This is a genomic window from Mangrovibacter yixingensis, assembly GCF_020523985.1.
Taxonomy (GTDB): Bacteria; Pseudomonadota; Gammaproteobacteria; order Enterobacterales; family Enterobacteriaceae; genus Mangrovibacter; species Mangrovibacter yixingensis.
In genome coordinates this window covers 46,719-72,422 of the sequence record NZ_JAIVKM010000006.1, presented here as the reverse complement: position 1 = coordinate 72,422, position 25,704 = coordinate 46,719, and the positions used below count along the sequence as shown (strand labels likewise).

General features: G+C 49.5%; 19 protein-coding genes. 9 read left to right on the top strand and 10 right to left on the bottom strand.

All coding sequences use genetic code 11. From position 1 onward, the window contains the following. Window positions 1-3 precede the first annotated feature (3 nt). The gene (glgP, locus tag LC084_RS17415) at window positions 4-2,451 is read left to right on the top strand and encodes a glycogen phosphorylase (protein ID WP_226572431.1); all 2,448 of its coding nucleotides are present in this window, start codon (window positions 4-6) and stop codon (window positions 2,449-2,451) included. 58 nt (window positions 2,452-2,509) lie between these two features. Here the strand turns inward: glgP and glpD are convergent, their stop codons facing one another. After that, entirely contained in the window at window positions 2,510-4,024 is a 1,515-nt protein-coding gene (gene glpD, locus LC084_RS17410; protein ID WP_226572430.1) for a glycerol-3-phosphate dehydrogenase, read from the bottom strand. Window positions 4,025-4,249: 225 nt separating this feature from the next. On the opposite strand from glpD, the gene glpE reads away from it, so the two are divergent. From glpE to LC084_RS17395, 3 genes are all read left to right on the top strand, one after another. Beyond that, window positions 4,250-4,579 carry a thiosulfate sulfurtransferase GlpE gene (glpE, locus tag LC084_RS17405; protein WP_226572429.1) on the top strand — a complete coding sequence of 110 codons (330 nt, stop codon included), beginning with the start codon at window positions 4,250-4,252 and terminating at the stop codon, window positions 4,577-4,579. Window positions 4,580-4,644: 65 nt separating this feature from the next. Next, on the top strand, window positions 4,645-5,475 hold the full coding sequence (glpG, locus tag LC084_RS17400; protein ID WP_226572428.1) for a rhomboid family intramembrane serine protease GlpG: 831 nt from the start codon (window positions 4,645-4,647) through the stop codon (window positions 5,473-5,475). Window positions 5,476-5,531: 56 nt separating this feature from the next. Beyond that, window positions 5,532-6,290 (top strand): DeoR/GlpR family transcriptional regulator, encoded by a 759-nt coding sequence (locus tag LC084_RS17395; RefSeq protein WP_226572427.1) that lies wholly within the window; start codon window positions 5,532-5,534, stop codon window positions 6,288-6,290. Window positions 6,291-6,336: 46 nt separating this feature from the next. Here LC084_RS17395 and malT read toward each other — a convergent pair whose 3' ends face one another. Beyond that, window positions 6,337-9,042, bottom strand: a complete 2,706-nt coding sequence (gene malT, locus LC084_RS17390; protein ID WP_226572688.1) for an HTH-type transcriptional regulator MalT — start codon at window positions 9,040-9,042, stop codon at window positions 6,337-6,339. Window positions 9,043-9,589: 547 nt separating this feature from the next. Here malT and malP point away from each other — a divergent pair. Both malP and malQ read left to right on the top strand, forming a co-directional pair. After that, the gene (gene malP, locus LC084_RS17385) at window positions 9,590-11,992 is read left to right on the top strand and encodes a maltodextrin phosphorylase (RefSeq protein ID WP_226572426.1); all 2,403 of its coding nucleotides are present in this window, start codon (window positions 9,590-9,592) and stop codon (window positions 11,990-11,992) included. Between the two features lie 25 nt (window positions 11,993-12,017). Then, complete coding sequence (gene malQ, locus LC084_RS17380; RefSeq protein WP_226572687.1) at window positions 12,018-14,114, top strand: 4-alpha-glucanotransferase; 2,097 nt, start codon at window positions 12,018-12,020, stop codon at window positions 14,112-14,114. Window positions 14,115-14,301: 187 nt separating this feature from the next. Here the strand turns inward: malQ and LC084_RS17375 are convergent, their stop codons facing one another. From LC084_RS17375 to gntX, 3 genes are all read right to left on the bottom strand, one after another. Continuing rightward, a complete protein-coding gene (locus LC084_RS17375) occupies window positions 14,302-14,514 on the bottom strand; it encodes a YdgH/BhsA/McbA-like domain containing protein (RefSeq protein WP_226572425.1) in 213 nt (70 codons plus the stop codon). 316 nt (window positions 14,515-14,830) lie between these two features. Then, entirely contained in the window at window positions 14,831-15,406 is a 576-nt protein-coding gene (gene nfuA, locus LC084_RS17370) for a Fe-S biogenesis protein NfuA (protein WP_226572424.1), read from the bottom strand. Window positions 15,407-15,464: 58 nt separating this feature from the next. Further along, window positions 15,465-16,148 carry a DNA utilization protein GntX gene (gene gntX / locus LC084_RS17365; RefSeq protein ID WP_226572423.1) on the bottom strand — a complete coding sequence of 228 codons (684 nt, stop codon included), beginning with the start codon at window positions 16,146-16,148 and terminating at the stop codon, window positions 15,465-15,467. A 38-nt stretch (window positions 16,149-16,186) separates the two neighbouring features. Here gntX and bioH point away from each other — a divergent pair, with 38 nt between their 5' ends. Then, window positions 16,187-16,969, top strand: a complete 783-nt coding sequence (gene bioH / locus LC084_RS17360; RefSeq protein ID WP_226572422.1) for a pimeloyl-ACP methyl ester esterase BioH — start codon at window positions 16,187-16,189, stop codon at window positions 16,967-16,969. Window positions 16,970-17,020: 51 nt separating this feature from the next. On the opposite strand, the gene feoC is transcribed toward bioH, so the two are convergent. The 5 genes from feoC to greB form a co-directional block, all read right to left on the bottom strand. Further along, on the bottom strand, window positions 17,021-17,266 hold the full coding sequence (gene feoC / locus LC084_RS17355) for a [Fe-S]-dependent transcriptional repressor FeoC (RefSeq protein ID WP_226572421.1): 246 nt from the start codon (window positions 17,264-17,266) through the stop codon (window positions 17,021-17,023). A gap of 32 nt (window positions 17,267-17,298) precedes the next feature. Continuing rightward, window positions 17,299-19,620: a Fe(2+) transporter permease subunit FeoB gene (gene feoB, locus LC084_RS17350; RefSeq protein ID WP_226572420.1), complete on the bottom strand. Its 2,322-nt coding sequence runs from the start codon at window positions 19,618-19,620 to the stop codon at window positions 17,299-17,301. A 47-nt stretch (window positions 19,621-19,667) separates the two neighbouring features. Next, window positions 19,668-19,892, bottom strand: a complete 225-nt coding sequence (gene feoA / locus LC084_RS17345) for a ferrous iron transporter A (RefSeq protein WP_226572419.1) — start codon at window positions 19,890-19,892, stop codon at window positions 19,668-19,670. Window positions 19,893-20,421: 529 nt separating this feature from the next. Further along, complete coding sequence (locus LC084_RS17340) at window positions 20,422-22,743, bottom strand: Tex family protein (protein ID WP_226572418.1); 2,322 nt, start codon at window positions 22,741-22,743, stop codon at window positions 20,422-20,424. Between the two features lie 135 nt (window positions 22,744-22,878). Further along, window positions 22,879-23,373, bottom strand: coding sequence for a transcription elongation factor GreB (greB, locus tag LC084_RS17335; RefSeq protein WP_226572417.1), 495 nt, complete (start codon window positions 23,371-23,373; stop codon window positions 22,879-22,881). A 220-nt stretch (window positions 23,374-23,593) separates the two neighbouring features. Here greB and ompR point away from each other — a divergent pair, with 220 nt between their 5' ends. Next, complete coding sequence (gene ompR / locus LC084_RS17330; RefSeq protein WP_036111203.1) at window positions 23,594-24,313, top strand: osmolarity response regulator transcription factor OmpR; 720 nt, start codon at window positions 23,594-23,596, stop codon at window positions 24,311-24,313. Then, the gene (envZ, locus tag LC084_RS17325; protein ID WP_226572416.1) at window positions 24,310-25,662 is read left to right on the top strand and encodes a two-component system sensor histidine kinase EnvZ; all 1,353 of its coding nucleotides are present in this window, start codon (window positions 24,310-24,312) and stop codon (window positions 25,660-25,662) included. Before ompR ends, envZ begins: the two co-directional genes overlap by 4 nt. Window positions 25,663-25,704 lie beyond the last annotated feature (42 nt).

Here is a 25,704-nt window from a genome sequence, read left to right as displayed (position 1 = left end):
GTTATGAACGCACCCTTTAGCTATGCATCACCTACACTCAGCGTCGAGGCGTTGAAATATTCCATTGCCTACAAACTGATGTTTACCATCGGTAAAGACCCGGCTATCGCCAATAAACATGAGTGGTTGAATGCTACGTTGTTTGCCGTAAGGGACAGAATGGTCGAGCGTTGGCTTCGTTCCAACCGGGCACAGCTCTCCCAGGAAGTTCGCCAGGTGTATTACTTGTCGATGGAGTTTCTTATCGGCCGCACGCTGTCAAATGCACTGTTGTCTTTGGGTATTTATGAAGATATTGACGGGGCATTGAAAGAGATGGGGCTCTCACTTGAAGAGCTGATTGAAGAGGAAAACGACCCGGGCCTGGGTAATGGTGGGTTAGGTCGCCTTGCGGCATGTTTTCTGGACTCACTGGCAACCCTTGGTTTACCAGGCCGTGGCTACGGAATCCGTTATGATTACGGCATGTTCAAACAGAACATAGTCGACGGCCGGCAGAAAGAGTCGCCAGATTACTGGCTGGAATACGGTAACCCATGGGAGTTCCGCCGCCATAATACGCGCTATAAGGTGCGGTTTGGTGGGCGTATTCAGCAAGAAGGTAAGAAAACGAACTGGGTGGAAACCGAAGAGATCCTGGCGGTTGCCACTGACCAAATTATTCCTGGCTATGATACGGACGCAACCAATACGTTACGGCTGTGGACCGCACAGGCCAGTAGCGAGATTAACCTGGGTAAATTTAACCAGGGGGACTATTTTGCCGCGGTGGAAGACAAGAACCATTCAGAAAACGTGTGCCGCGTTCTCTACCCTGATGATTCTACCTATTCAGGCCGGGAGTTGCGTTTGCGCCAGGAATACTTCCTGGTGTCCGCCACCATTCAGGATATCCTGAGCCGCCACTGGCAAATGCATAAAACCTTCGACAACCTGGCAGATAAAATTGCCATCCATCTGAATGATACGCACCCGGTATTGTCGATTCCTGAATTGATGCGCCTGCTAATAGACGAACACGGCTTTGGCTGGGATGAAGCCTTTGAGGTGACTTGCCAGGTCTTCTCTTATACCAACCACACCTTGATGAGCGAAGCGCTGGAAACCTGGGATGTGGATATGCTGGGCAAGATTTTGCCCCGTCATCTGCAGATTATTTTTGAAATAAACGACTATTTCCTGAAAACGTTGCAGGAACAATACCCGGAAGATGTGGGGCTGTTGAGTCGTGCTTCAATTATTGATGAATCCAATGGGCGCCGCGTGCGTATGGCGTGGCTTGCTGTGGTGGTCAGCCACAAAGTAAACGGTGTTTCCGAATTGCATTCAAACTTAATGGTGCAGTCACTGTTTGCTGATTTTGCAGCTATCTTCCCGATGCGTTTTTGTAATAAAACCAATGGGATTACCCCACGGCGCTGGCTGGCGCTGGCGAACCCTGGTTTGTCCAAAGTTCTGGACGATAACATCGACCATAACTGGCGTACTGACCTGGGGTTGTTGAGTGAGCTGAAACAACATATTGATTACCCTTCAGTAAACAATGATATTCAGCACGCTAAACTGGAAAATAAAAAACGCCTTGCGGACTGGGTCGCCCAGCAAATGGGGATTGTCCTGAACCCCCATGCGTTGTTTGATGTGCAGATAAAGCGTATTCATGAATACAAACGCCAGTTGATGAATGTATTGCATGTGATTACGCGCTATAACCAGATTAAAGCGAATCCGGATGCCGATTGGGTGCCGCGGGTCAATATCTTTGCCGGTAAAGCCGCTTCTGCTTATTACATGGCGAAGCACATTATTCACCTGATAAATGATGTTGCAACGGTCATTAATAATGATCCCCAGGTAAAAGATTTGCTGAAGGTGGTCTTTATTCCTAACTACAGTGTTAGCCTGGCACAGGTGATTATTCCTGCGGCTGATCTTTCGGAACAAATTTCACTGGCAGGTACAGAAGCATCGGGTACCAGTAATATGAAGTTTGCTCTGAATGGCGCACTGACTATTGGTACGCTGGATGGTGCAAACGTGGAGATGCTGGAGCATGTTGGCGAAGATAATATCTTTATTTTCGGCAACACTGCAGAACAAGTGGAAGCACTGCGCCGCAAGGGATATAACCCGCGTGAGTATTACGAGAAAGACAAAGCGTTGTATCAGGTGCTGACGCAAATCGCGACTGGGGTGTTCAGCCCACAGGAGCCAGGGCGTTACCGGGACCTGGTTGATTCACTGATAAACTTTGGCGACCACTACCAGGTGCTGGCAGATTACCGTAGCTATGTGGATTGCCAGAAAAAAGTGGATGAGCTGTACCGGACACCAGAAGAGTGGACCACAAGGGCAATGCACAATATTGCCAATATGGGGTATTTCTCGTCTGACCGAACCATTCAGGAATATGCCGATGAAATTTGGCATATTAAACCGGTAAGGCTTTAGTATAGCTAATGAAAAAGCGCCTCTGTGGGGGACTTCAGAGGCGCTTATTTCTTTGTACTCAGGATGCCAGTGAAAGCTTGCTGTCTGATGATTGTTGGTGTTCAGACAACCACTGTGCAACACGGGTTTGTTGGGCTTCAGTTAACCACATACCCTGCTTGGTGCGGCGCCAGATAGCGTCGTCCAGTTCACGTACCCACTCGTGAGCGACCAGATAACGCAGTTCTGCCTCATAAAACTCATGGCCAAAATCTTCACCTAAATCTGCCACGCTGCTGGCATTACCAATGATCTTCTCACTGTTGCTGCCGTACGTGCGGGCGAAATGGCGGGCGAGGGATTCAGTCAGGAAACTGAATTTACGCCGTAACTGCGCTGCATAATCATCCCGGTCACCAGAAAAATGGCCGCCCGGCAACACTGCACCTTTGGTCCAGGCGGGTTTGATATTGGGGTAATAGTGGCTGAGCTTATCCATCGCGTGTTCACCCAGCTTCCGGTAAGTCGTCAGCTTACCGCCAAATACCGATAACAGCGGCGCTTTGCCTTGTTCGTCGTGAATATCCAGCGTGTAATCACGGGTAATGGCTTGCGGTGAATCAGACTCATCATCACACAACGGACGTACCCCTGAATAACTCCAGACAATATCTTCTTGTGTGAGTGTCTTTTTAAAGTGCGCGTTATAGGCATTCAGCAAGTAACGAATTTCGTTGTCGTCAATCTGAACGCTTTTCGGGTCGCCCTTATATTCAACATCAGTAGTACCAATGATCGAAAACTCATCCATCCAGGGAATAACAAACACAATGCGTTTGTCTTCGTTTTGCAGAATATAGGCCTGCTTTTGTGTATGGACACGCGGTACCACTATATGGCTGCCTTTGATTAAGCGAATGCCGTAAGGCGATGGCAAGTGTAAGCCGTCATCAAAGAAGTGTTTCACCCAGGGGCCGGTTGCATTGACCAGCCCACGCGCTTGCCAGGTATGGCGCTTGCCGGTGTCGGCATCTTCAGCTTCAACCACCCACAGGCCATTTTCGCGGCGTGCAGAGGTGACACGAGTGCGGGTGAGAACTTGCCCACCTTTTTCTTCCACCATCTGAGCATTAGCCAGCACAAGCCTTGCATCATCCACCCAGCAGTCGGAATATTCGAAACCGCGCACAATTTCAGGTTTAAGCACTGAGTCTGCGCCAAAACGCAAACCGCCAGAGCCTGGCAAACTGGTGCGTTTCCCCAGGTGATCGTACATAAACAGACCAATGCGGATCATCCAGGCTGGGCGTAAATGCGGGCGGTGAGGTAAGCGGAAGCGCATAGGAAAGGCGATATGTGGTGCCATATTGAGCAGCACTTCACGTTCAGCCAGTGCTTCACTCACCAGGCGAAATTCGTAGTGTTCAAGGTATCTCAGCCCGCCATGAATCAGTTTTGAACTGGCCGATGATGTCGCACAGGCTAAATCCTGTGCTTCTAATAACAGAACAGACAAGCCTCTCCCGGCTGCATCTACAGCGATGCCGGCACCGTTGATGCCGCCACCGATCACAATCAGATCTTTGGTTTCCATTTTTCCCCCACGCACTTTCGTTAAAGCTCAAAAATGTTCGATATCGCTCATAATAGCAAGGGGACGCGCTTTTGGTAACAAGAAAAAAACAATTTCGCGTGATATGCATAACACAATGGCGCATTAACGCGCAGCCACGTACACTGGGTACCAGAGAATCAGGCCCCATTTTCCTTACCAGGAAACGGGTTTTATCCCCTATACAGAGAAGAGTAAGCGCAGATAATGGATAACTTTGAATGTATTAATGTTGAACAAGCTCACCAGAAATTACACATTGGTGGTGCGGTGTTAGTGGATATCCGTGATCCACAAAGTTATACCCTGGCGCATACCCCTGGCGCGTTTCACCTTACCAACGCTTCTTTACCGGCATTTATGCAAGATACGGATTTTGATACGCCTGTATTGGTGATGTGCTACCACGGCAACAGCAGTAAAGGGGCAGCTCAATACTTATTGCAACAAGGCTATGATGAGGTGTACAGCATTGATGGCGGTTTTGAGGCCTGGCATCGCCAGTTCCCAGCCGAAGTTGCTCAGGGTGAAGAGTAATTTTTGCCGGGATTATTTAATCGGTATACTGCTATGACTATTATGGATAAGCAGGTTGTTACCCTATGTTGATGGTTGCCTCATTTGAAAACCCGCGTATGGCCCAGGCGTTTGTCGATTATATGGCGACTCAGGGCGTACACCTGAGTTTGCAACACCGGGTGAATACAGATATCTGGCTGGAGGATGAAAGCCAGGAATCACAAGTCAGAGAAGCGCTGGAACATTTTCTGGCGAACCCCAATGATCCTCGTTATCTTGCGGCGAGTTGGTCCACTGGACATATCGGCAGTGGGCTGCATTATCGGCGCTATCCTTTCTTTGCAACGCTGCGCAGCAAAGCAGGCCCACTGACTTTGGGTATGCTGGTCTTGTGTGTCGCCGTGTATATTTTGATGCAGATAGTTGGGGATCAGCAGGTAATGCTGTGGCTGGCCTGGCCATTTGACCCTTCGCTCAAGTTCCAGGTCTGGCGTTACTTTTCGCATATCCTGTTGCACTTTTCGCTGCTGCATATCGCATTTAACCTTGTGTGGTGGTGGTACCTGGGCGGCCCGGTCGAAAAGCGCCTTGGCAGTGGTAAATTGCTGACTATCACCTTGATTTCCGCCTTACTCAGCGGCTTTATACAACACTATTTTGGCGGGCCATGGTTTGGTGGCTTATCGGGAGTGGTGTATGCCTTAATGGGTTATGTGTGGTTACGGGGCGAGCGCGACCCGGCTTGCGGTGTGATGTTACCCCGTGGGTTGATGGTGTTTGCGCTGCTCTGGCTGGTGATTGGCTGGTTTAATGTTATGGGGATGTCCATTGCCAATAGCGCACACCTGACTGGTTTACTGGTGGGGCTGGCTATGGCGCTGGTTGACAGCAGCCAAACGCGAAAACGCGCATAACTGGTTTGGTCGCGAAAACGGCTCTTGTGCCGCAACAATAACAACAGGAGAGCAGGGTGAAGCAAACACAGCGGCATGATGCCATTATTGAACTGGTCAAAAAACAAGGTTATGTCAGTACCGAAGAGTTGGTGGAACATTTTTCGGTTAGCCCGCAGACTATTCGCCGTGATCTGAATGACCTTGCTGACCAGAATATTATTATGCGCCACCATGGTGGTGCTGCCGTTCCATCAAGCTCAGTTAATACGTCATGGCACGACCGTCGGGCCACACTGGCTTCAGAAAAAGCGCGTATTGCGCAGAAAGTTGCCAGCCAGATCCCTGACGGGGCAACGTTGTTTATTGATATCGGTACTACACCAGAAGCCGTCGCTCATGCTTTGCTGAACCACAGCCATTTGCGGGTGGTGACCAATAATCTTAATGTGGCAAACACCCTGATGGTAAAAGACGATTTTCGGATAATCCTGGCAGGTGGTGAGTTACGCAGCCGCGATGGTGGAATTATTGGCGAAGCAACGCTGGATTTTATTTCACAGTTTCGTTTGGATTTTGGCATTCTGGGGATCAGTGGTATCGACAGTGATGGTTCGTTACTGGAGTTTGACTACCACGAAGTCCGCACCAAACGGGCAATCATTGATAATTCACGCCATGTGATGCTGGTGGTTGATCATACGAAATTTGGCCGTAATGCCATGGTTAATCTGGGCAGTATTGGCCTGGTTGATGCGTTGTATACGGACATTATGCCACCTGCTGGCGTCATGCAGGTGATTGCCGAAAATAACGTCCAGCTGGAGTTATGCTAAACCCGGTTAGCCTGGCCAATATCAGCCAGGCTGACAACAACAGGGCTTATACGCCGTACCCCATCATTTTTAATAATTCTTGCGCCTGCTGCACGGCTTCCCGGCGGTGAGCTACTCCCATCTTTTGGTACAAGTTACGAATATGGGTTTTGATTGTGGTTGCTGCCACATCCAGCTCACCCGCAATTTGGTCGTTACTGTAGCCTGAATAAATCAACCCAAGTACCTGCCATTCTCGCTGTGTGAGCGGGCTGGTGCGGATTAATTCTGGCACATCCGGGTGGTTCAATAAACGGTGTACAAAGCTTTCATCGAAGTGAGCAAATTTATGCCGGTGATGCTGGTTTATCTCTTTGAGAATACGTTGCGCACGGTGTTGCTCCAGCTCTGGCAATGTCGCCAGTTGGATTAGCTGGCGTAACTGCTGCGCCATTGGTTCACCCTCAATAACAAAGTGGCTGATAAAGCCAGTACGGTTTGCCAGAGAAAGTGCTTCAACCAGTACCTGGAGGGCATCGCTCTTACGGTCTGCCTGCCAATAAAGTTGATTGAGCAGTAACAAGTTACGGTTCAGGTCACTCATCAGGTGGAGCCGGCGAGCGTTCTCGTTCAACTCTTCCAGAATGGTTTCAGCTGTGCCAAACTCTTCCAACAGAATTTGTGCCCGGGCAATGTTACGCCACTGGCTTTGCAGGAAATGGTTACTGACTGTCGCCGGTCGTGGAGTCTGGCGTAACCAGTTTTCTGCCGCTTGTTTGTCATTGTTCATTTGCCAGTAAATGACGCGTACTTTATCGGCATTACTGACCCAGTCGATATGATATGAACCGTTGCCCAGCAAATTTTCCAGGCGGTTGAGCAAACCGCGGGCATTATCTAAATCCCCCCGAGCCAGCGAGTTTTGAATCAGTAACGACAGGCACTGAAGTTGCTGCTGTGGCTGGTAGTTAACCAGAACATCCATCCCCTGGCGTGCTGCCGCTTCCGATTCATCCAACCGGGCCCATGCCCAGAGTAATTGCGAACGAATACGCAGCAAGAATTCATGGAGTGGTAACTGCTCGAGGTGTTGGGTTTGAATTAACTGAAAGGCTTTCTCCTGAATTTCCCATGCAGATTGCAGGAATCCCTGTGCGAATAAAATCTCACTCTGCTGAATTTGGCTCCACAGAACGTAGTGCCATACCTCATTGATTTGTGCCATCTGCTCAGTCTGCTGCATTAAAGCCAGTGAACTGTTCAGTTCCCCTTTGCAATGCAGCACTTCTCCATGAACGGAGGTAGCGACGATGCGGCCGTAAAAGCTGGCAAATGGCAATGTTTCCAGCGCCAGCATCGCAAGGCGTTCTGCTTCATCGGGATTGCCAGCATTGATAGCAACTTGCGCTCGCAATGCATTGAACTCCCCATGTAGCGATTCATCTGGCTGACGTGTCATCTCTTCTTCTGCACGGGCCAGCAGGGTGTTCACCTCCTGAAAACGGTGCTGGCTTTGCATCAGCCAGGCTTTCAGTAACAGCAGGCGTGGGTTATCTAACAGCACCGCCCAGGGCAGTGCATTGAGGGATTCTTCCAGCAGTGACAGTTCGCTTTGGTTAAATAAATCCCAGGCATGTTGATGCAGAATATCGCGTAATAACGCGGTATCTCCTGCTGCCACACCGTGGTGAATAGCTTCGGCAGGGTAGCCCTGTGCCATCCAGCCTTCTGCTGCGGCACGGTGAATAGCTGGCAATTCTGTGGACATTTCCCACTGACAACGCTGGCGCAAGAAATTGCCAAACAATGGGTGGTAGTTAAACCACTCTCCATCGTCATCCATACGCTGTATGAATAGCCCCTGGCGCTCAAGGTCTTCCAACCACATTTGTCCGTTTTCTTCGCCCGTCACTCGCACAATTAACGCATCATTCATTGAGCGTAATAGAGACGTTTTTAGCAGAAACAGGCGGGTTGCTGGTGTAACAGTATCAAGCACTTCATCAACCAGGTAATCAGATAAGTGGCTGGCGTTGATGCCGGACAACCGCCGGGCCGAGTGTTGAGTGGCGGTATTTTTTTGCCGGGCAGAAAGTGCAATGAGTTGTAATGCAGTTACCCAACCGGCGACATCTTCACAAATCTGGTGGCTTTCCTGGTCATCCAGCGGTGAACTTAACCGGCAATCAAAAAATTGTTTTGTTTCACGTTGGGTAAAGGCCAGTTGATGGCTGCCAACTTCCAACAGTTGATCACGCACGCGCAGATTGGCTATCCCCAGTTGTGGCAGGTTGCGGGACAGAACGACCAACGTGAGATTGTCTGGCTGGTGGCGCAGGAAAAAGCGCATAGCGTCATGAATTACCGGGTTGGAGATGAGGTGGTAGTCATCAATAACCAATTTGAAGGCATGCTGGCATTCAGCCAGTTCAATAAAGAGCTGCCCAAAAAGTGAAATCAGGCTGGCATATTGCTTTTTTTGCACCATCATTTCGGTGGTAACGCAATGATTTCCAGTGGCCTGTTGAATTGCGGCTATCAGGTAGCTGGCAAAACGCTCAGGTTGGTTATCGCCTTCATCAAGTGAAAACCAACCCAGATGAGGCTGGCTGGCAGCCCACTGAGCGACGAGTGTCGTTTTCCCATAGCCAGCAGGGCTGGTAACCAGCACCAGACGGTAGTTTTTGGCCGAAGATAGTTTTGCCAACAGGCGATCACGCACGACAGTATTGTCGAGCCTCACCGGGCGGCTAAGTTTGGATGGAATTAACATAGTCATTCACTTCACTGTGTCGAAACTACTGGATTACGAATTTTTTCGCGCTTCGTAATTAATTCTTAAGATAAATTCAGTCAGATTAGTCTTTAATGCAAGTTAACCCTGTATAAAAGACCTTCAAAGGTGCACAGGGTCACATTTCTGAAACTTATTGGATGATTTGGGGGCGTAGCCAGGGTTAGCCATCCTCCTTTGTTTCGCCACGCTTATCTCCGATTCACTCTGCTCTTCCAAGTAAAAACAATGGGTTTGGTTTTATTTCCACATAATGTGCAGAAAATATGTCAGTCTTTATTTGCATCTAATAGTAATTATTTCAATTGATTAAAGTGTTTCTTAACCTGAAATTTCACCTGTTTCATTAATATTTCGCATTATGCTTTTACGTGGTTTCCGACTAATTTGAGTGTCATGGATCACAGTTTTCCCTACTCCCCGCTACTCCTCCCTGCCTAATCCTGGGCGGGATGAGGTATCCACTTTGGGGCCCAGGCACACTAACGTAAACTTTGTCTAATTACTTGAAGGACACCGATTACCTATGTCACAGCCTACATTCGATAAAGCACAATTTCAGGCTGCCCTGACACGTCAGTGGCAGCATTTTGGGTTACATGCGGCTACAGAAATGACGCAACACCAGTGGTGGCAGGCTGTTAGTGGGGCGCTGGCGGAGCTTTTGGCTGCGCAACCCCTGGCAAAGCCGGAAAAAAAACAACGCCATGTAAACTACATTTCAATGGAGTTTCTGATTGGCCGCCTGACCGGTAATAACTTATTGAATATGGGCTGGTATCAGTCGGTTAGCGAAACGCTGGCCGATTACGACATCGTCCTGAGTGATTTGCTGGAACAAGAAACAGACCCGGCCCTGGGGAATGGTGGGTTGGGGCGCCTTGCTGCCTGTTTCCTGGATTCCATGGCAACCGTTGGGCAGTCGGCAATGGGTTATGGCCTGAATTACCAGTACGGCTTATTCCGCCAGTCGTTTGTTGATGGCCAACAGCATGAAGCCCCGGATGACTGGTTGCGTGGCAGTTACCCATGGTTTCGCCATAACAGTGCCCTGGATGTGCAGGTTAGCATTGGTGGCAAAGTGGTGACCGTAGAAGGTAAACCGCACTGGGAACCCGCTTTTGTTATTCAAGGAGAAGCCTGGGACTTACCGGTTATTGGTTACCGTAATGGTGTATCTCAGCCTTTGCGTTTATGGCAGGCGAAACACGCTCATCCTTTCGATTTAGGTAAGTTTAACGACGGTGACTTTCTGCGCGCCGAAAAGCAGGGGATTGACGCGGAAAAACTGACGAAGGTGTTGTACCCCAATGACAACCACCTGGCGGGGAAAAAACTGCGCCTGATGCAGCAATATTTCCAGTGTGCCTGTTCCGTTGCGGATATTTTGCGCCGCCACCACCTGGCTGGGCGCAAGTTGTCACAATTGCCCGACTTTGAAGTTATTCAGTTGAACGATACCCATCCCACTATTGCCATTCCGGAATTACTGCGTGTGTTGATTGATGAACACCAGTTGAACTGGGATGACGCCTGGGCGATTACCAGCCGTACTTTTGCGTACACCAACCATACCCTGATGCCTGAAGCACTGGAATGTTGGGATGAGCGCTTAGTCAGAACATTGCTGCCACGCCATATGCAGTTAATCAAAGAGATTAATGCCCGCTTTAAAAAGCTGGTTGAAGCAACATGGCCTGGGGATGAAGCTGTGTGGGCGAAACTTGCAGTGGTGCATGACCACCAGGTTCGTATGGCGAACATGTGTGTGGTAAGTGGTTTTGCGGTGAACGGTGTGGCGGCGCTGCACTCTGAGCTGGTGGTGAAGGACTTGTTCCCGGAATACTACCAGTTATGGCCGAACAAGTTCCATAACGTGACTAATGGCATTACGCCTCGCCGCTGGATAAAACAGTGCAACCCGGATCTGGCAGAACTGCTGGATAAAACACTGAAAAAAGAGTGGGCGAATGACCTGGATGTACTGGAAGGTATCGAAAAATATGCTGATGATGCCAAATTCCGCAAAGCTTATCGGGAGATTAAACAGCAGAATAAAGTGCGCCTCGCGGAGTTCGTTAAGCAACGAACCGGGATTGAGATTAACCCCCACGCGCTATTTGATATCCAGATTAAGCGCTTGCACGAATACAAACGCCAGCATTTGAATCTGTTGCATATCCTTGCGCTTTACAAAGAGATCCGCGAAAACCCGAAAGCAGACAGAGTTCCGCGAGTGTTTCTGTTTGGGGCAAAAGCGGCTCCGGGTTATTACCTGGCGAAAAATATCATCTTTGCCATTAACAAAGTGGCTGAAGTTATCAACGCTGACCCGGTGGTTGGCGACAAACTGAAAGTGGTCTTCTTGCCGGATTATTGTGTGTCTGCCGCAGAAGTCATGATCCCTGCTGCGGATGTTTCTGAGCAAATATCAACAGCCGGTAAAGAGGCTTCAGGTACCGGGAATATGAAGCTGGCGCTGAATGGTGCTTTGACGGTCGGTACACTGGATGGTGCGAATGTTGAAATTGCTGAGAAAGTGGGTGCGGAAAATATCTTTATTTTTGGCCATACCGTAGAGCAAGTGAAAGCGCTGAAAGCCGCCGGTTATGAACCGCAAAAATGGCGTAAAAAAGACAAGCTGTTGGATGCAGTTATGAAAGAGCTGGAGCACGGTAAATACAGCAACGGCGATAAACATGCATTCGACCAAATGCTACACAGCATGGGGAAACAAGGGGGCGACCCATATCTGGTGATGGCTGACTTCCATGCTTATGTTGAAGCGCAGAAACAGGTTGATGAACTCTACCGCGATCAGGAGGCCTGGACGCGTGCGGCGATTCTGAATACAGCACGTTGCGGTATGTTCAGTTCAGACCGTTCCATTCGCGACTACCAGGCACGTATTTGGCAGGCAAAGCGCTAAGGACATCAAGGTAGGTGAAAGGATGATAGACAAAAAACGTCTTGAACAAGCCGCCCTGGAAGCAGGGATTGCATCAAGTTACATCAATGCACATGGTAAACCTGAGAGCATCGGAATGGACACCCGCCAGCGGCTGCTGGCGGCAATGGGTGATGCCCCAGCACTGGCATACCAACACAGCCAACGTGTATTGCCTCCTGTACATGTACTGGTTGCTGGTAAGCGCCTGTCTGTGCCAGTAAAAGGTGACGGGCGTTTCCAGTGGTTGCTGACAACAGAAAACGGTGAACAGCATCACGGCGCAATTCAGGGCGGTAAGCCCATGCGTTTACCCACCAGCCTGCAACCCGGATACCACTCACTGACTCTCACTCAGGATGAACAGCGCTGGCACTGCCAGGTCATTGTGGCTCCACCCCGTTGTTATGAACCCGCGTCACTCTTACAAGGGAAAAAACTCTGGGGAGCTTGTGTACAGCTATATACATTACGTTCAGCAACTAACTGGGGAATCGGTGATTTTGGTGACCTGAAGCGAATGCTGCCGGAAATTGCCGCACGAGGTGGGGCTTTTATTGGCCTGAACCCGGTGCATGCGTTGTACCCTGCCACGCCTGAAAGTGCCAGCCCGTACAGTCCGTCATCACGCCGCTGGCTGAATGTTTTGTATATCGATGTTCCCGCTGTAGCTGATTTTGCTGCCAGTGATGCCGCACAACACTGGTGGGAAAAAACAACAACACAACAAGCGATAGCCAAAGCCCGTAGCGCTGAATGGGTGGATTACACCACAGTAACGGAACTTAAAATTGCTGCACTGCGCCTGGCCTGGGATACCTTCTGTGCCCGGCCTCATGATGACGACACTGTTGCATTGTTTGAGGCCTTTGTGCGCGATGGCGGTGAAAGCCTTTATTGGCAAGGTGCGTATGATGCGGTGCACCACCATTTGCTGGCAGAAGATGCTCAGCATTGGGGGTGGCCGGCCTGGCCTGAAGCCTGGCAGGATACGCAAAGCCCTGTTGTGCTGCAGTTTTGTGAGCAAAATTCCCAGGAAGTGTGCTTCTGGATGTGGTTACAGTGGCTGGCAGCCACACAATTCTCGGCCTGTTGGGACGAATGTCTGAAAGCAGAAATGTCTGTAGGGCTTTATCGTGATCTGGCTGTGGGTGTGGCTGAGGGAGGTTCTGAGACCTGGAGTGATCGTTCACTATATAGCCTGCAAGCTTCCGTGGGTGCTCCACCAGATATACTTGGCCCACTTGGGCAAAACTGGGGCTTACCACCGATTAATCCCCATGTAATGTTCGAGCGTGCCTATGAGCCGTTTGTTGATTTATTACGAGCCAACATGACCCACTGCGGCGCGCTGCGTATTGACCATGTGATGTCGTTACTGCGTTTGTGGTGGATCCCTTATGGCGAAACGGCAGATAAAGGCGCGTATGTTCACTACCCGGTAGACGACCTGCTCGCCATTCTGGCACTGGAAAGCCAGCGCCATCAATGCATGGTGATTGGCGAAGATTTGGGGACAGTTCCAGCAGAAATCGTGGGTAAACTGCGAAGTAGCGGGGTGTATTCATACAAAGTGCTCTATTTTGAGCATGACAGCGACAAGCAGTTTAAAGCACCGGATATCTGGCCAGAACAATCCATGGCTGTTGCCACTACCCATGACCTGCCAACTTTACGGGGATACTGGGCATGTGGAGATTTGACGCTGGGTGAATCTTTAGGGTTGTATCCTGACAAGGTGATTCTTAAAGGCTTATATCAGGAACGTGAAGCGGCGAAACAAGGGTTACTTGATAGTTTGCACCAGTATGGTTGTGTGCCAAAACGAACGGGAAAGCAGGCGCGCCTTATGCACATGTCACCTGTTCTTAACCGTGGGCTACAGCGCTATATTGCCGACTCAAACAGCGCTCTGTTGGGGTTGCAGCCTGAAGACTGGCTGGATATGGCGGAGCCTGTGAATGTACCTGGCACCAGTACGCAGTACCCAAACTGGCGGCGTAAACTTAATCGTGAAATAGAAGATATTTTCTCTGATGAAGATATTACGCGGTTACTGAAGGATTTAACTTCCCGGCGTAAGAAAGCGGGCCAGCATAAATAACCTCACCGTATTACGGTTGTATAAACGCCCTGTACCAGTTGGCACAGGGCGTTTTTTATCGCTTACTGGCACACAAATAAAAAAAGGCGACAAGGAACTGTCGCCAAATAAGAGTCAGAATTCAAACACGTGTTTTGGTATGGCAATAAATAGCGATACATCAGAGGGTAACTATGGCCGATACGATTTATTTATTCAGTTCCGCAGTCATATGCACCTGGTTACCACTGAATGCTTCAGTGATGTTGTAAGACTCTGCTCCAGCTTGTTTTGCCTGTGCGGCGATTTTTGCTTCGGCGCCATCGAGAGTTGATGCAGTTGCGCTAACTGTTTGGGCAAATGCGCCAAATGAAGCCAGAGAAAGAGCGGTAACTACAACTAAATATTTGATGGATCTCATGGTCGTATTCCTTAATGTTTTTGGTCTGTTTCAAGGCTTATCGCCTTCGATGGAGTAATAATAGGCCGGGTGTGGAATAAGTAAAAGCTGAAGTATTTGGTTTTATTGGTCAAATAATTTGAATTAAAACTTGGTGTGATTAGACTACCTTTATATTACATAAAGCCACTGTGGTACCGGGTTATTAGTCGTGAGTTTTTTATTGCTGTATGAAACGGAACAGATTGGAATGAAGGCAAACAGAAAGGCCCGCCATTAATAGATAATTGGCGGGCCTTTGGAAAAGTCAGTGACGGAGGATTACACCTTGCCGTTTTTAATAGTAGGAGTGTTCACCGCGCTGGTGTTCAGTGAGGTCACGCACGCCTTTGAGTTCGGTAAACTCAGCCAGAAGCTGTTTTTCAATCCCTTCTTTCAGGGTGTAATCCACCATGGAACAACCGTTACAGCCACCACCAAACTGCAGAATGGCGAAACCTTCATCGGTAATTTCCATCAGGGAAACACGCCCACCGTGACCTGCCAGTTGTGGGTTAACTTGTGATTGCAGGAAATACTCTACACGTTCAACTAATGGCGCATCATCGGCCACTTTACGCATTTTGGCATTGGGTGCTTTCAGCGTTAACTGAGAACCTAATTGGTCAGTCACGAAATCAATTTCAGCGTCTTCCAGGTAAGGTGCGCTCAGTTCATCAACATAGGCAGTCAGTTGCTCAAACGGAAGGGCGGTGTCCGTAGCCTCAACCGCATCAGGCGGGCAGTATGAAACGCCGCACTCAGCATTTGGTGTGCCGGGATTGATAACGAACACACGAATTTGTGTCCCTTCCTCCTGATTTGCCAGCAATTTGGCAAAGTGTGCTTGCGCAGCATCGGAAATACGGATCATAACAAAGGCCTAATAGTTGACTATTTTAGTTGGTTATTATACGCCCATCATCGAGGCTCTACAAGGTTCGACACAGGCACCAGATCTGAATGCTTGCAGCACCAGCCTGTTTGAGCTGGCGGGCAATTTCACCGACAGTACTGCCGGTGGTTACGACATCATCCACTATAGCGATGTGGCGTTGCTTTACCGGAATTTCAAGCGTAAACGCATTATTGAGATTTTGCCTGCGTAACTGCGCTGAAAGCCGGTGTTGAGTTACTGTTGGTATTCTTCGCCGCAACCCTGCCGGTTCCCAGGCACACTTTAACCAGTGCGCCAGCGGCCGGGCTAACAGGTCACTTTGATTAAACCCCCGCAACCAGTGCCGCCGTTGAAACAGAGGCACACTTAGTATTGTGTCAGGTAATTGCCAGTTCGTTGTGTATTTCTGTGCCTGTAAACGCATAAACAGTAACCGGGCCAATCCCTGGCTGAGTGCCGGGGTGTTATGAAATTTCCAGCGCTGTATGAGTTTATCAAGGGGAGCGCAGTAATCACTGACAAATATCATACTTTGCCAGGGCGGTGGTTTTTGCAGGCAGCGGCCACACAGGCAGTCTGCCTGCCCTGCCGGCAAACCACAGCAGGGGCAGCAGACAGGTGGTTGGGGCAGGCTGGCGGTACAACAAGAACAAAAGCCCCAGTGAGGCAGAGTAAGTGGCATTTTGCATAGCCAACAATGACCGGGGATTGATAGCATACAGCCTCCTTGCTGGATAAATCAGAGAACTATAACCGATGACGGATTTGTGGTGGCAAACAAGCGGTGAAGGAAAAACACATCTTGTGCTGTTGCACGGATGGGGACTGAATGCGGCGGTCTGGCAAGGCATTACAGCCCAGCTTAGCCCGCATTTTACCTTACACCTGGTAGATCTGCCGGGGTTTGGGCGTAGCCAGAATTATGGCGCAATGACCCTTGAGGAAATGGCTAATGTGGTTTTGCAACAGGCCCCTGAACGTGCAGTTTGGATGGGGTGGAGCCTTGGTGGACTGGTCGCCAGCCAGGTGGCACTTGCTGAGCCTTCCCGGGTTGATGCGCTGGTAACAGTGGCGTCTTCTCCCTGCTTTCAGGCGAATGAGCATGAAGGGTGGCCTGGTATCAAAGGTTCAGTGCTACAAGGTTTTCAGCAGCAACTGAGCGAGGACTTTCGCAGAACCGTTGAGCGTTTCCTGGCATTGCAGACGTTAGGTACAGCAAGTGCCCGGCAGGATGCGCAGGCGCTCAAAGAGGTGGTGTTGTCGCAACCGTTCCCAACACCAGAAGTACTCAATGGTGGGCTGGCTATTTTGGAACAAGTGGATTTGCGAGAAGCGCTGGACAACCTGGATGTACCATTCTGGAGGCTCTATGGTTACCTTGATGGGCTGGTGCCCCGCAAAGCAGCACAGATTCTGGATAGCCGCTGGCAGCGTAGTGCTTCGGTTGTTTTCCCCAAGGCCGCTCATGCACCCTTTATTTCTCACCCTGATTTATTCTGTGAACAATTACTGGCGCTGACCAGTGGGTTACGCTGGTAACCTGGCATAAAAACCCGGCAAGCCAGTGGGTACTGTTCACCGGGGCTGGCTTCAAACTTGCTGGCTGAGAGTCCACACTTCTCTCAGGCAGGCCTTGCCCTCAGGGCAGCTTTTACACCCGCCACTCAGGCACTGGCTGGCATCTTCCGTACGGCGTTGCGCTTTACCCATTGCCTCCAGGCGGGCCAGCATGGCGTTCATCAGGGGAAGTGGTGTGGCAAGTTGCTGGCTGAGTTGCGAGGCATCCATAGAGCCCCGTAATGCCAGTAAATCACGTATTTCAATCAGACTTGCCATCGCTTACTTCCCCTTCTGTTATGTGTTGAGTATCAGTGGCAGTCATTGGCGCTGGCTGACTGGCAACATGATGCAACACTGCGTGGTTTCGCAACCAGGTGCACTTCCACACGGCTACGTGCCCGACGCAACGCGCCCAGCAACACCACATTGAATAGCACTACAGCCAGAATGCAGACCAGGCTGTATTGTGGGTGGTTGTGGAAAGAGACTGCCTGGTAATACACCGTAGACAGCGAGTAGGCAATATCCAGCCCCCACAGAATAGAGAATGTCATCCATCCACGGCCAGCTTCACGGGCTACGGCACCCATAACAGAGATGCAGGGGATATAAAGCAATACAAAGATTAAGTAGCTGTAAGCCGCAGCCTCACTACCAAACTTGCTGCTCATCACACCCATCGCACCGGTTGCCATTTCGCCATCACCTTTACTGGCTTCAATGGGGTTAGCCAGTACGCTAAGGCTGAAGGTGTCTTTCAGGCTACTCCAGGTATCATCAAACGCACCTCGCAGTTCATCCAGCAAGTTAAAGGATGACGGGTCAAACGCTTCATTGTGAATATCTTCGGCGGTATACAAGGTATTGAGTGTCCCGACGACAACCTCTTTTGCCATTGCGCCAGTAAACAGGCCGACCGTTGCCTGCCAGTTGTCCTGATGAACACCGATAGGTTGCAACAGCGGAGTCAGAACGCGGCTGACGGATGCCAGTGCCGAATCGTTAATGTTATCTGCTGCTTTACCGGTGAGCGTGAAACTATTCAGCGCACCAATAAAGATACTGACCAGCACAATCACTTTCCCTGCCCGGATAACAAACCCCTTCAGGCGCTGCCAGGTCTGAATTAGCAGGCTTTTCAGGTGCGGAACGTGGTAAACCGGCAACTCCATGATAAATGGAGTGGCTTCACCACGCATAATTGTGTGCTTGAGCATCAACCCAGTAAGTATTGCCATCACAATACCTAACAGATAAAGAGAGAATACAATCAACGCCCCTTGTTGCCCGAAAAACGCAGCAGAGAAAACGGCGAAAATAGCCAGGCGCGCACCACAGGACATAAAGGGTGCCATCATGATGGTTGTCAGGCGTTCGCGAGGCGCATCAAGAGTACGAGAACCCATCACTGAAGGGACGTTACAACCAAAACCGACAATCAATGGGACAAAAGATTTACCAGGCAGACCCAGGGATTGCATCAGACGGTCCATAACAAAGGCCGCCCGAGCCATATAACCTGAATCTTCAAGGAATGAGAGAAACAGGTACATCATGCCGATTTGCGGTACCAAGGGTAGTACGGTGTTTATCCCGCCACCAATCCCTTGGGCAAGCAGTAAAGTGAGCCAGTCTGGGAAATGTAATGTTGCGCCAACCCACTGCAAGCCGTGAATAAATATGGCGACAGAACCGGCATCAAAAATAGGTTGAAGCGCGCCACCAATGTTAATGGCCAGCAGGAACATCAGATACATCACAAATAGAAAGATCGGTAAACCGAGAAACCGGTTCAGGACAATTTTATCTACTTGCGTGGTGAGTTTATTTGGCTCAACGGTAATGCTGTTACTGACTGATTCACAAATAGTGGCGATAGTCTGGTAACGTGCGTCAGCAATATACAATGCCGGGTCATCAATCTTTTCAGTCAGCCCGGCTTTTACTGCATCGAGTTTGTCAGCTGCATCCCCGGCGTAGGCAAGGCTATAGATATCGCCTTCCAGCATCTGTATGCCCAACCACCGGCGATGGTTACCCGGCAGAGCGTCAGACATGGATTGAGCCAGTTGCTGTGCACTGTCGATAATAGGTTGTGGATAATGAACAAATTCACGCTCACTGTTTTTCTGGTGAGTATCCAACGCGCGTTTAAGGCCATCGATACCCCGCCCACGGGTAGATACCAGTGGCACGACAGGGCAACCAAGCCTTGCGGAAAGCGCATCAATATCAATACGCAGGTGCTGCTTCTCTGCAATATCCAGCATATTCAGCGCAACAACGCAGGGAATACCAAGTTCCAGCAGTTGTAATGTTAAATACAGATTGCGCTCAAGGTTGCTGGCATCAACCACGTTAATCAGCAAATCCGCGTCGCCGCTCAGAATATAATGACAAGCAATTTGTTCGTCGAGAGAGGTTTGTGCAGAAATAGTGGTCAGGGAGTAAGTGCCCGGCAGGTCAACAAGTGTGACCTGGTGTTCTGGCGTTGCAAACAGCCCTTCTTTACGTTCAACCGTAACGCCTGCCCAATTCCCTACACGCTGGCGAGCACCTGTTAATTGGTTGAATAATGTTGTTTTCCCAGAGTTGGGATTACCAATTAAACCAACAGTAATTGTTTTCATTTTATGACCCACTTACTTGCATTGCCATGACAAAACAACTGAGTAACTCAGCGTATTTCCTCGACATTTAATAACGCCAGGTCTTTTTTACGTACGACCAGGTTAACGCGACGGGTTGCAATATGAATAGGATCGCCAAGTGGTGCCACACGAACCACATCGAATGACGAACCAGGCAACATACCTAAGGAAAGTAACTTTTGGCGGTATGCCGGGCTGATTTCCCTTGAGAAACCAATGATTTTCCATGAGCTGGATGGTAAGAATTGCATAATGCCTGCCTGCCAGAACTTACAAATGAACGTTTACCAAGAGAACAGCCTGAAATGAGATTCAGAGGAGCCTCGCCAGAAAAATAGAGCAGAATAAAACAAGTAATACAATGATAATGAGAATGGTTTGCGTAATCAACTTGGTTTATTGCAAATGAATCTTATTTCATCCTTTATTCGTGCTAAGATTAATCTGCGTCATAAAGTGGGTATTTAGCATGAGTAGCAGGGTATTTCAAATAACTAAAAATGGTTATTTTTGTTAAATTAAAGGTGGTATTTTAAATATTTTAGTGAAGTGTTTTTTATTTATATTAAAAAATAATTATTTGCTAAAAATTAGCTCGCTAATAATTAACCTTTGTATGCGGGGAATATTCCGGAACCTACGAATTTTACAGGATTATTTCGGTATTATTGCGGCAGCGTTGTTACAACGTGAAACTGAGCAAGTTAGAAACGATAACCAGAAGTTTTTATGATTTTTTTTGCCAGCCTGCGCCACCAGGCTGGCAATTCGACTACTGGTTTAACGCTTTTTGCCAAATGCTGCAGCCAGAGCATCGCTCATCGCGCTGTTACCTGAAGACGCAGATTCACGTTTGCGCTGTTGCTGCTGTTGTTGCGGGCGCTGGCGTGTGTCACCACTTTTCGCCCGGCGAGGTTGGCTTTCCCCTGGTTGCTCATCAAGACGCATGGATAACGCAATGCGCTTACGAGCCAGGTCAACTTCCATCACTTTCACTTTGACGATATCGCCGGTTTTCACAACTTTGTGTGGGTCTTCAACGAATTTATCAGCCAATGAGGAGATGTGTACCAGCCCATCCTGGTGCACACCAATATCAACAAATGCGCCAAAGTTAGTGACGTTGGTGACAGCACCTTCCAGAATCATGCCTGGCTGGAGGTCATTGAGTGTTTCCACTCCGTCAGCAAATTGAGCCGTTTTAAATTCAGGACGTGGGTCGCGACCGGGTTTTTCCAGCTCTTTGATAATGTCAGTGACGGTGGGTACACCGAAACGCTCATCAGTGAAGTCCACTGCTTTCAGGTTACGTAGCGCACCATCATCACCCATCAGTTCCCGTAAGGCTTTCTGGGTTGCGGCAAGAATACGCTCAACAATAGGGTAAGCTTCAGGGTGGACGGTTGAGGCATCCAGTGGGTTATCCCCATGGTTGATACGCAAAAAGCCAGCGCATTGTTCAAAGGCTTTCGGCCCCAGACGGCTAACTTTCAGCAGTTGTTGGCGGTTCTGGAACTGACCATTCTGATCGCGCCAGTCGACAATGTTTTGCGCCATCATACGAGTCAGACCGGCTACACGGGTTAATAACGGCACGGATGCGGTATTCAAATCAACACCGACGGCGTTTACACAATCTTCAACCACGGCATCCAGTTTTTTCGCCAGTTGGTTTTGGCTTACATCGTGCTGGTATTGACCTACACCTATGGATTTCGGGTCGATCTTCACCAGCTCTGCGAGTGGGTCTTGCAGGCGGCGAGCAATGGAGACCGCGCCACGCAAAGAAACATCGAGTGATGGGAATTCTTGGGCAGCCAGTTCCGAAGCGGAATAGACCGAAGCTCCTGCTTCACTGACAATGACTTTCTGTGCTTTAAGGTGGGGGTACTGTTTTAGTACGTCCAGCCAGAAACGTTCTGTTTCGCGTGATGCCGTGCCGTTACCGATAGCGACCAATTCGACTTGATGCTTCTCACACAGCGCAGCCAGCACGATTGCCGCTTTAGCTGACTGGCCGGTATGTGGGTAAATAGTATCGGTGGCAACCAGTTTTCCGGTTGCGTCCACGACGGCAACTTTCACCCCAGTCCGCAGACCCGGATCCAGGCCCATTGTGGCGCGCATACCCGCAGGTGCAGCCATCAGCAAGTCATGCAGGTTACGGGCAAACACATTAATTGCTTCATCTTCTGCGCGTTCACGCAAGGTGGACATTAGCTCAGTTTCCAGATGCATTAGCACCTTGATACGCCATGTCCAGGAAACGACCGCACGCCGCCAGTTATCTGCTGGTGCGTTGTTCAGCCGTAACCCCAGGTGGTCAATAATCAGTTGTTCGCAGTAACTTTCTTTGGGGGGCTCATCAAACTGAGGATCCGGGTTAACCGCTAACTGAAGGACCCCTTCGTTACGCCCCCGGAACATAGCAAGGGCGCGGTGTGAAGGTACACCAGAGATGGCTTCGTGGTGGGCAAAATAGTCACGGAACTTCGCACCATCGTCTTCTTTGCCTGGTACCACGGTTGAAGCCAGGTGGGCGTTACGCCACAAGTAGTCACGTACTTTTGCCAGCAGAGCGGCATCTTCGGCGAAGCGTTCCATCAGAATATAACGAGCACCATCTAACACCGCTTTGGTGTCTGCCAGGCCTTTGTCTGCATCGATATACTGTTCTGCTTCTTGCTCTGGTGTGCGGGAGGCATCTTGCCAAAGTAAATCGGCAAGGGGTTCTAAACCGGCTTCAATCGCGATTTGACCACGTGTACGGCGTTTCGGTTTGTAAGGCAGGTATAGATCTTCGAGTTCAGTTTTGCTCAGTGTTGAATTAATGGCCCCGGCCAGTTCATCACTGAGTTTGCCCTGTTCGCTAATCGATTTAAGAATGGCCTGACGCCGTTCTTCCAGTTCACGCAGATAACCCAGACGGACTTCAAGTTGACGCAATTGGGTGTCATCCAGCCCACCTGTGACCTCTTTACGATAACGTGCGATAAATGGCACGGTGTTCCCTTCATCAAGCAAACGGATGGCAGCTTCAACCTGCTCATTCCGTGCCTTGAGTTCACTGGCAATAATGCCGTTAAGCGAATTGTTCATCATGGCTTTTGTTGTCTGTCTGTCGCGATAAAAAGTGAAGCACAGTTATACGGAGTCCGGAAATAAAATGCCAGTTATGGCGGCCTTTCAACTGGTTTTTTCAGTTTGTTCTTTAAATATTGTGAGCACCGCTGAAGCTCAGGTTTCTTCAGACCAGTCTGGTTGCGTATAGCTGATACTGTTTACATACCAGGTCGCAATGCCTGAAGGTGTGATGACAGTGGCGGTATCACCTTCTTCTTTTTTGAGCAGCGCCCGGGCCATGGGAGCATCAATAGAAATGTAGTCATTGCGGCCAAAAATTTCGTCATAGCCAACAATGCGAAAACGCCTGATGTCTCCATCGTCATTTTCTATTTCTACCCACGCACCGAAAAACACTTTGCCATCCTGTTGAGGCGAGTGGTCAACGATACGTAAATTCTCAAGGCATTTAGTGAGATAACGAACACGCCGGTCAATTTCGCGCAGGCGCTTTTTGTTGTACTGGTAGTCAGCATTTTCACTTCGGTCGCCAAGGCTTGCCGCCCAGGTAACTTTCTTGGTGACTTCAGGGCGTTCTTCGCGCCATAAATAATCCAGCTCTTTTTTCAGCTTTTCGTAACCCTCTCGGGTAACCAGAGGCGTTTTCATGCTATTTACCTGTTAGTTCTGCCAAATGGCGAAGCGTGCCTATTTTACAATAACTTGCCTGTCGCTTTACGCGTGCGTTTGTGATGTATTGTACATATAAGTCGCTGTTAAATATGCTTTGTAACAATTTCGACTAGAATATATACCAGTTTTATCTGGTCGTTAGCGCACACTTTTTTAGAATAGCCTACGTACAATCGAGCCTTTGGGAGTTAACAGTATGCAAGAGAATTATAAAATTCTGGTTGTTGATGACGATATGCGGTTGCGTGCACTGCTTGAACGTTATCTCACCGAACAAGGCTTCCAGGTTCGTAGCGTTGCTAACGCTGAACAAATGGACCGCCTGCTGACACGTGAGTCTTTTCACTTAATGGTTCTGGATTTAATGCTGCCGGGAGAAGATGGTTTATCTATTTGCCGACGTCTGCGTAGCCAGAGCAACCCTATGCCTATCATTATGGTAACGGCGAAAGGTGAAGAAGTGGACCGTATTGTTGGGCTGGAAATTGGTGCTGATGACTATATTCCCAAGCCCTTTAACCCGCGTGAGTTGTTGGCTCGTATTCGTGCAGTATTGCGCCGCCAGGCAAATGAGCTACCCGGCGCACCGTCTCAGGAAGAAGCTGTTATTGCTTTTGGCAAATTTAAACTGAACCTGGGTACACGTGAAATGTTCCGTGATGATGAGCCTATGCCTTTAACCAGCGGTGAATTCGCTGTGTTGAAAGCTCTGGTAAGCCACCCGCGTGAACCATTATCCCGCGATAAACTGATGAACCTCGCACGGGGCCGTGAATACAGTGCGATGGAACGTTCTATTGATGTTCAGATCTCCCGCCTGCGTCGGATGGTGGAAGAAGACCCGGCACATCCCCGTTATATTCAGACGGTATGGGGCCTGGGTTATGTGTTTGTGCCGGACGGCGCTAAAGCATGAGGCGACTGCGCTTCTCGCCAAGAAGTTCATTTGCACGCACCTTGTTACTGATTGTCACCTTGCTGTTTGCCAGCCTGGTGACAACGTACCTTGTTGTGCTGAACTTCGCGATTTTGCCGAGCCTCCAGCAGTTTAATAAAGTTCTGGCTTACGAAGTTCGTATGCTAATGACTGATAAGCTGCAACTGGAGGACGGTACTCAACTCGTCGTACCGCCTGCGTTTCGCCGCGAGATTTATCGTGAACTCGGAATTTCGTTGTATTCTGATGAAGCTGCGGAAGAGGCCGGTCTGCGTTGGGCGCAGCATTACGAATTTTTGAGCCAGCAAATGGCTCAACAACTTGGTGGGCCAACGGAAGTCCGTGTTGAAGTCAATAAAAGCTCACCGGTCGTTTGGCTGAAAACCTGGTTATCCCCCAATATTTGGGTGCGTGTACCACTGACTGAAATTCACCAGGGCGACTTCTCGCCGTTGTTCCGTTACACACTAGCGATTATGTTACTGGCTATTGGCGGGGCGTGGCTGTTTATTCGTATTCAAAACCGGCCTCTGGTAGACCTTGAGCACGCTGCTTTGCAAGTTGGTAAAGGGATTATTCCTCCTCCGTTGCGGGAATACGGTGCTTCAGAGGTGCGTTCGGTGACACGAGCGTTCAATCACATGGCATCGGGCGTGAAGCAACTGGCGGATGACCGTACATTGCTGATGGCCGGTGTTAGCCACGATCTGCGCACGCCACTCACACGTATTCGCCTGGCGACGGAAATGATGAGCGAGCAGGATGGTTACCTCGCAGAATCTATTAACAAAGATATCGAAGAATGTAATGCCATTATTGAGCAGTTTATTGATTACCTGCGTACTGGCCAGGAAATGCCGCTTGAAACGGCAGATCTTAACAGTGTGCTTGGGGAAGTAATTGCTGCCGAAAGTGGTTATGAGCGTGAAATAGATACAGATCTGCAGCCTGGTGAAATTACTGTCAATATCCACCCACTTTCTATCAAACGCGCGGTGGCTAATATGGTCGTTAATGCGGCGCGCTACGGTAATGGATGGATAAAAGTCAGTAGTGGTACTGAGCCGGGTAAGGCATGGTTCCAGGTGGAAGATGACGGGCCAGGTATTCCGCCTGAACAACTGAAACATTTACTGCAGCCATTCGTGCGTGGCGATAGTGCGCGTAGCACCAGTGGCACCGGTCTGGGCTTGGCTATTGTGCAACGTATCATTGATAACCATAACGGGCTTCTGGATATTGGCACGAGTGAGCATGGTGGGTTATGCATTCGGGCCTGGTTGCCTGTTATGCCTGGTTTGCTGGCAGAGAAAACAAAAGAGAGTTAGCCTGGGCTAGTCGTTATCATCCCGTTAGCTGTACACAGAAAA

Coding starts and splice junctions, on each gene's coding strand:
- feoC (WP_226572421.1), bottom strand. CDS start 17,266: ATGGCAAGTCTGATTGAAATACGTGATTTACTGGCATTACGGGGCTCT.
- feoA (WP_226572419.1), bottom strand. CDS start 19,892: ATGCAATTCTTACCATCCAGCTCATGGAAAATCATTGGTTTCTCAAGG.
- gntX (WP_226572423.1), bottom strand. CDS start 16,148: ATGCTATCAATCCCCGGTCATTGTTGGCTATGCAAAATGCCACTTACT.
- glgP (WP_226572431.1), top strand. CDS start 4: ATGAACGCACCCTTTAGCTATGCATCACCTACACTCAGCGTCGAGGCG.
- glpD (WP_226572430.1), bottom strand. CDS start 4,024: ATGGAAACCAAAGATCTGATTGTGATCGGTGGCGGCATCAACGGTGCC.
- glpG (WP_226572428.1), top strand. CDS start 4,645: ATGTTGATGGTTGCCTCATTTGAAAACCCGCGTATGGCCCAGGCGTTT.
- LC084_RS17375 (WP_226572425.1), bottom strand. CDS start 14,514: ATGAGATCCATCAAATATTTAGTTGTAGTTACCGCTCTTTCTCTGGCT.
- ompR (WP_036111203.1), top strand. CDS start 23,594: ATGCAAGAGAATTATAAAATTCTGGTTGTTGATGACGATATGCGGTTG.
- nfuA (WP_226572424.1), bottom strand. CDS start 15,406: ATGATCCGTATTTCCGATGCTGCGCAAGCACACTTTGCCAAATTGCTG.
- bioH (WP_226572422.1), top strand. CDS start 16,187: ATGACGGATTTGTGGTGGCAAACAAGCGGTGAAGGAAAAACACATCTT.
- glpE (WP_226572429.1), top strand. CDS start 4,250: ATGGATAACTTTGAATGTATTAATGTTGAACAAGCTCACCAGAAATTA.
- malT (WP_226572688.1), bottom strand. CDS start 9,042: ATGTTAATTCCATCCAAACTTAGCCGCCCGGTGAGGCTCGACAATACT.
- envZ (WP_226572416.1), top strand. CDS start 24,310: ATGAGGCGACTGCGCTTCTCGCCAAGAAGTTCATTTGCACGCACCTTG.
- feoB (WP_226572420.1), bottom strand. CDS start 19,620: ATGAAAACAATTACTGTTGGTTTAATTGGTAATCCCAACTCTGGGAAA.
- LC084_RS17340 (WP_226572418.1), bottom strand. CDS start 22,743: ATGATGAACAATTCGCTTAACGGCATTATTGCCAGTGAACTCAAGGCA.
- malP (WP_226572426.1), top strand. CDS start 9,590: ATGTCACAGCCTACATTCGATAAAGCACAATTTCAGGCTGCCCTGACA.
- greB (WP_226572417.1), bottom strand. CDS start 23,373: ATGAAAACGCCTCTGGTTACCCGAGAGGGTTACGAAAAGCTGAAAAAA.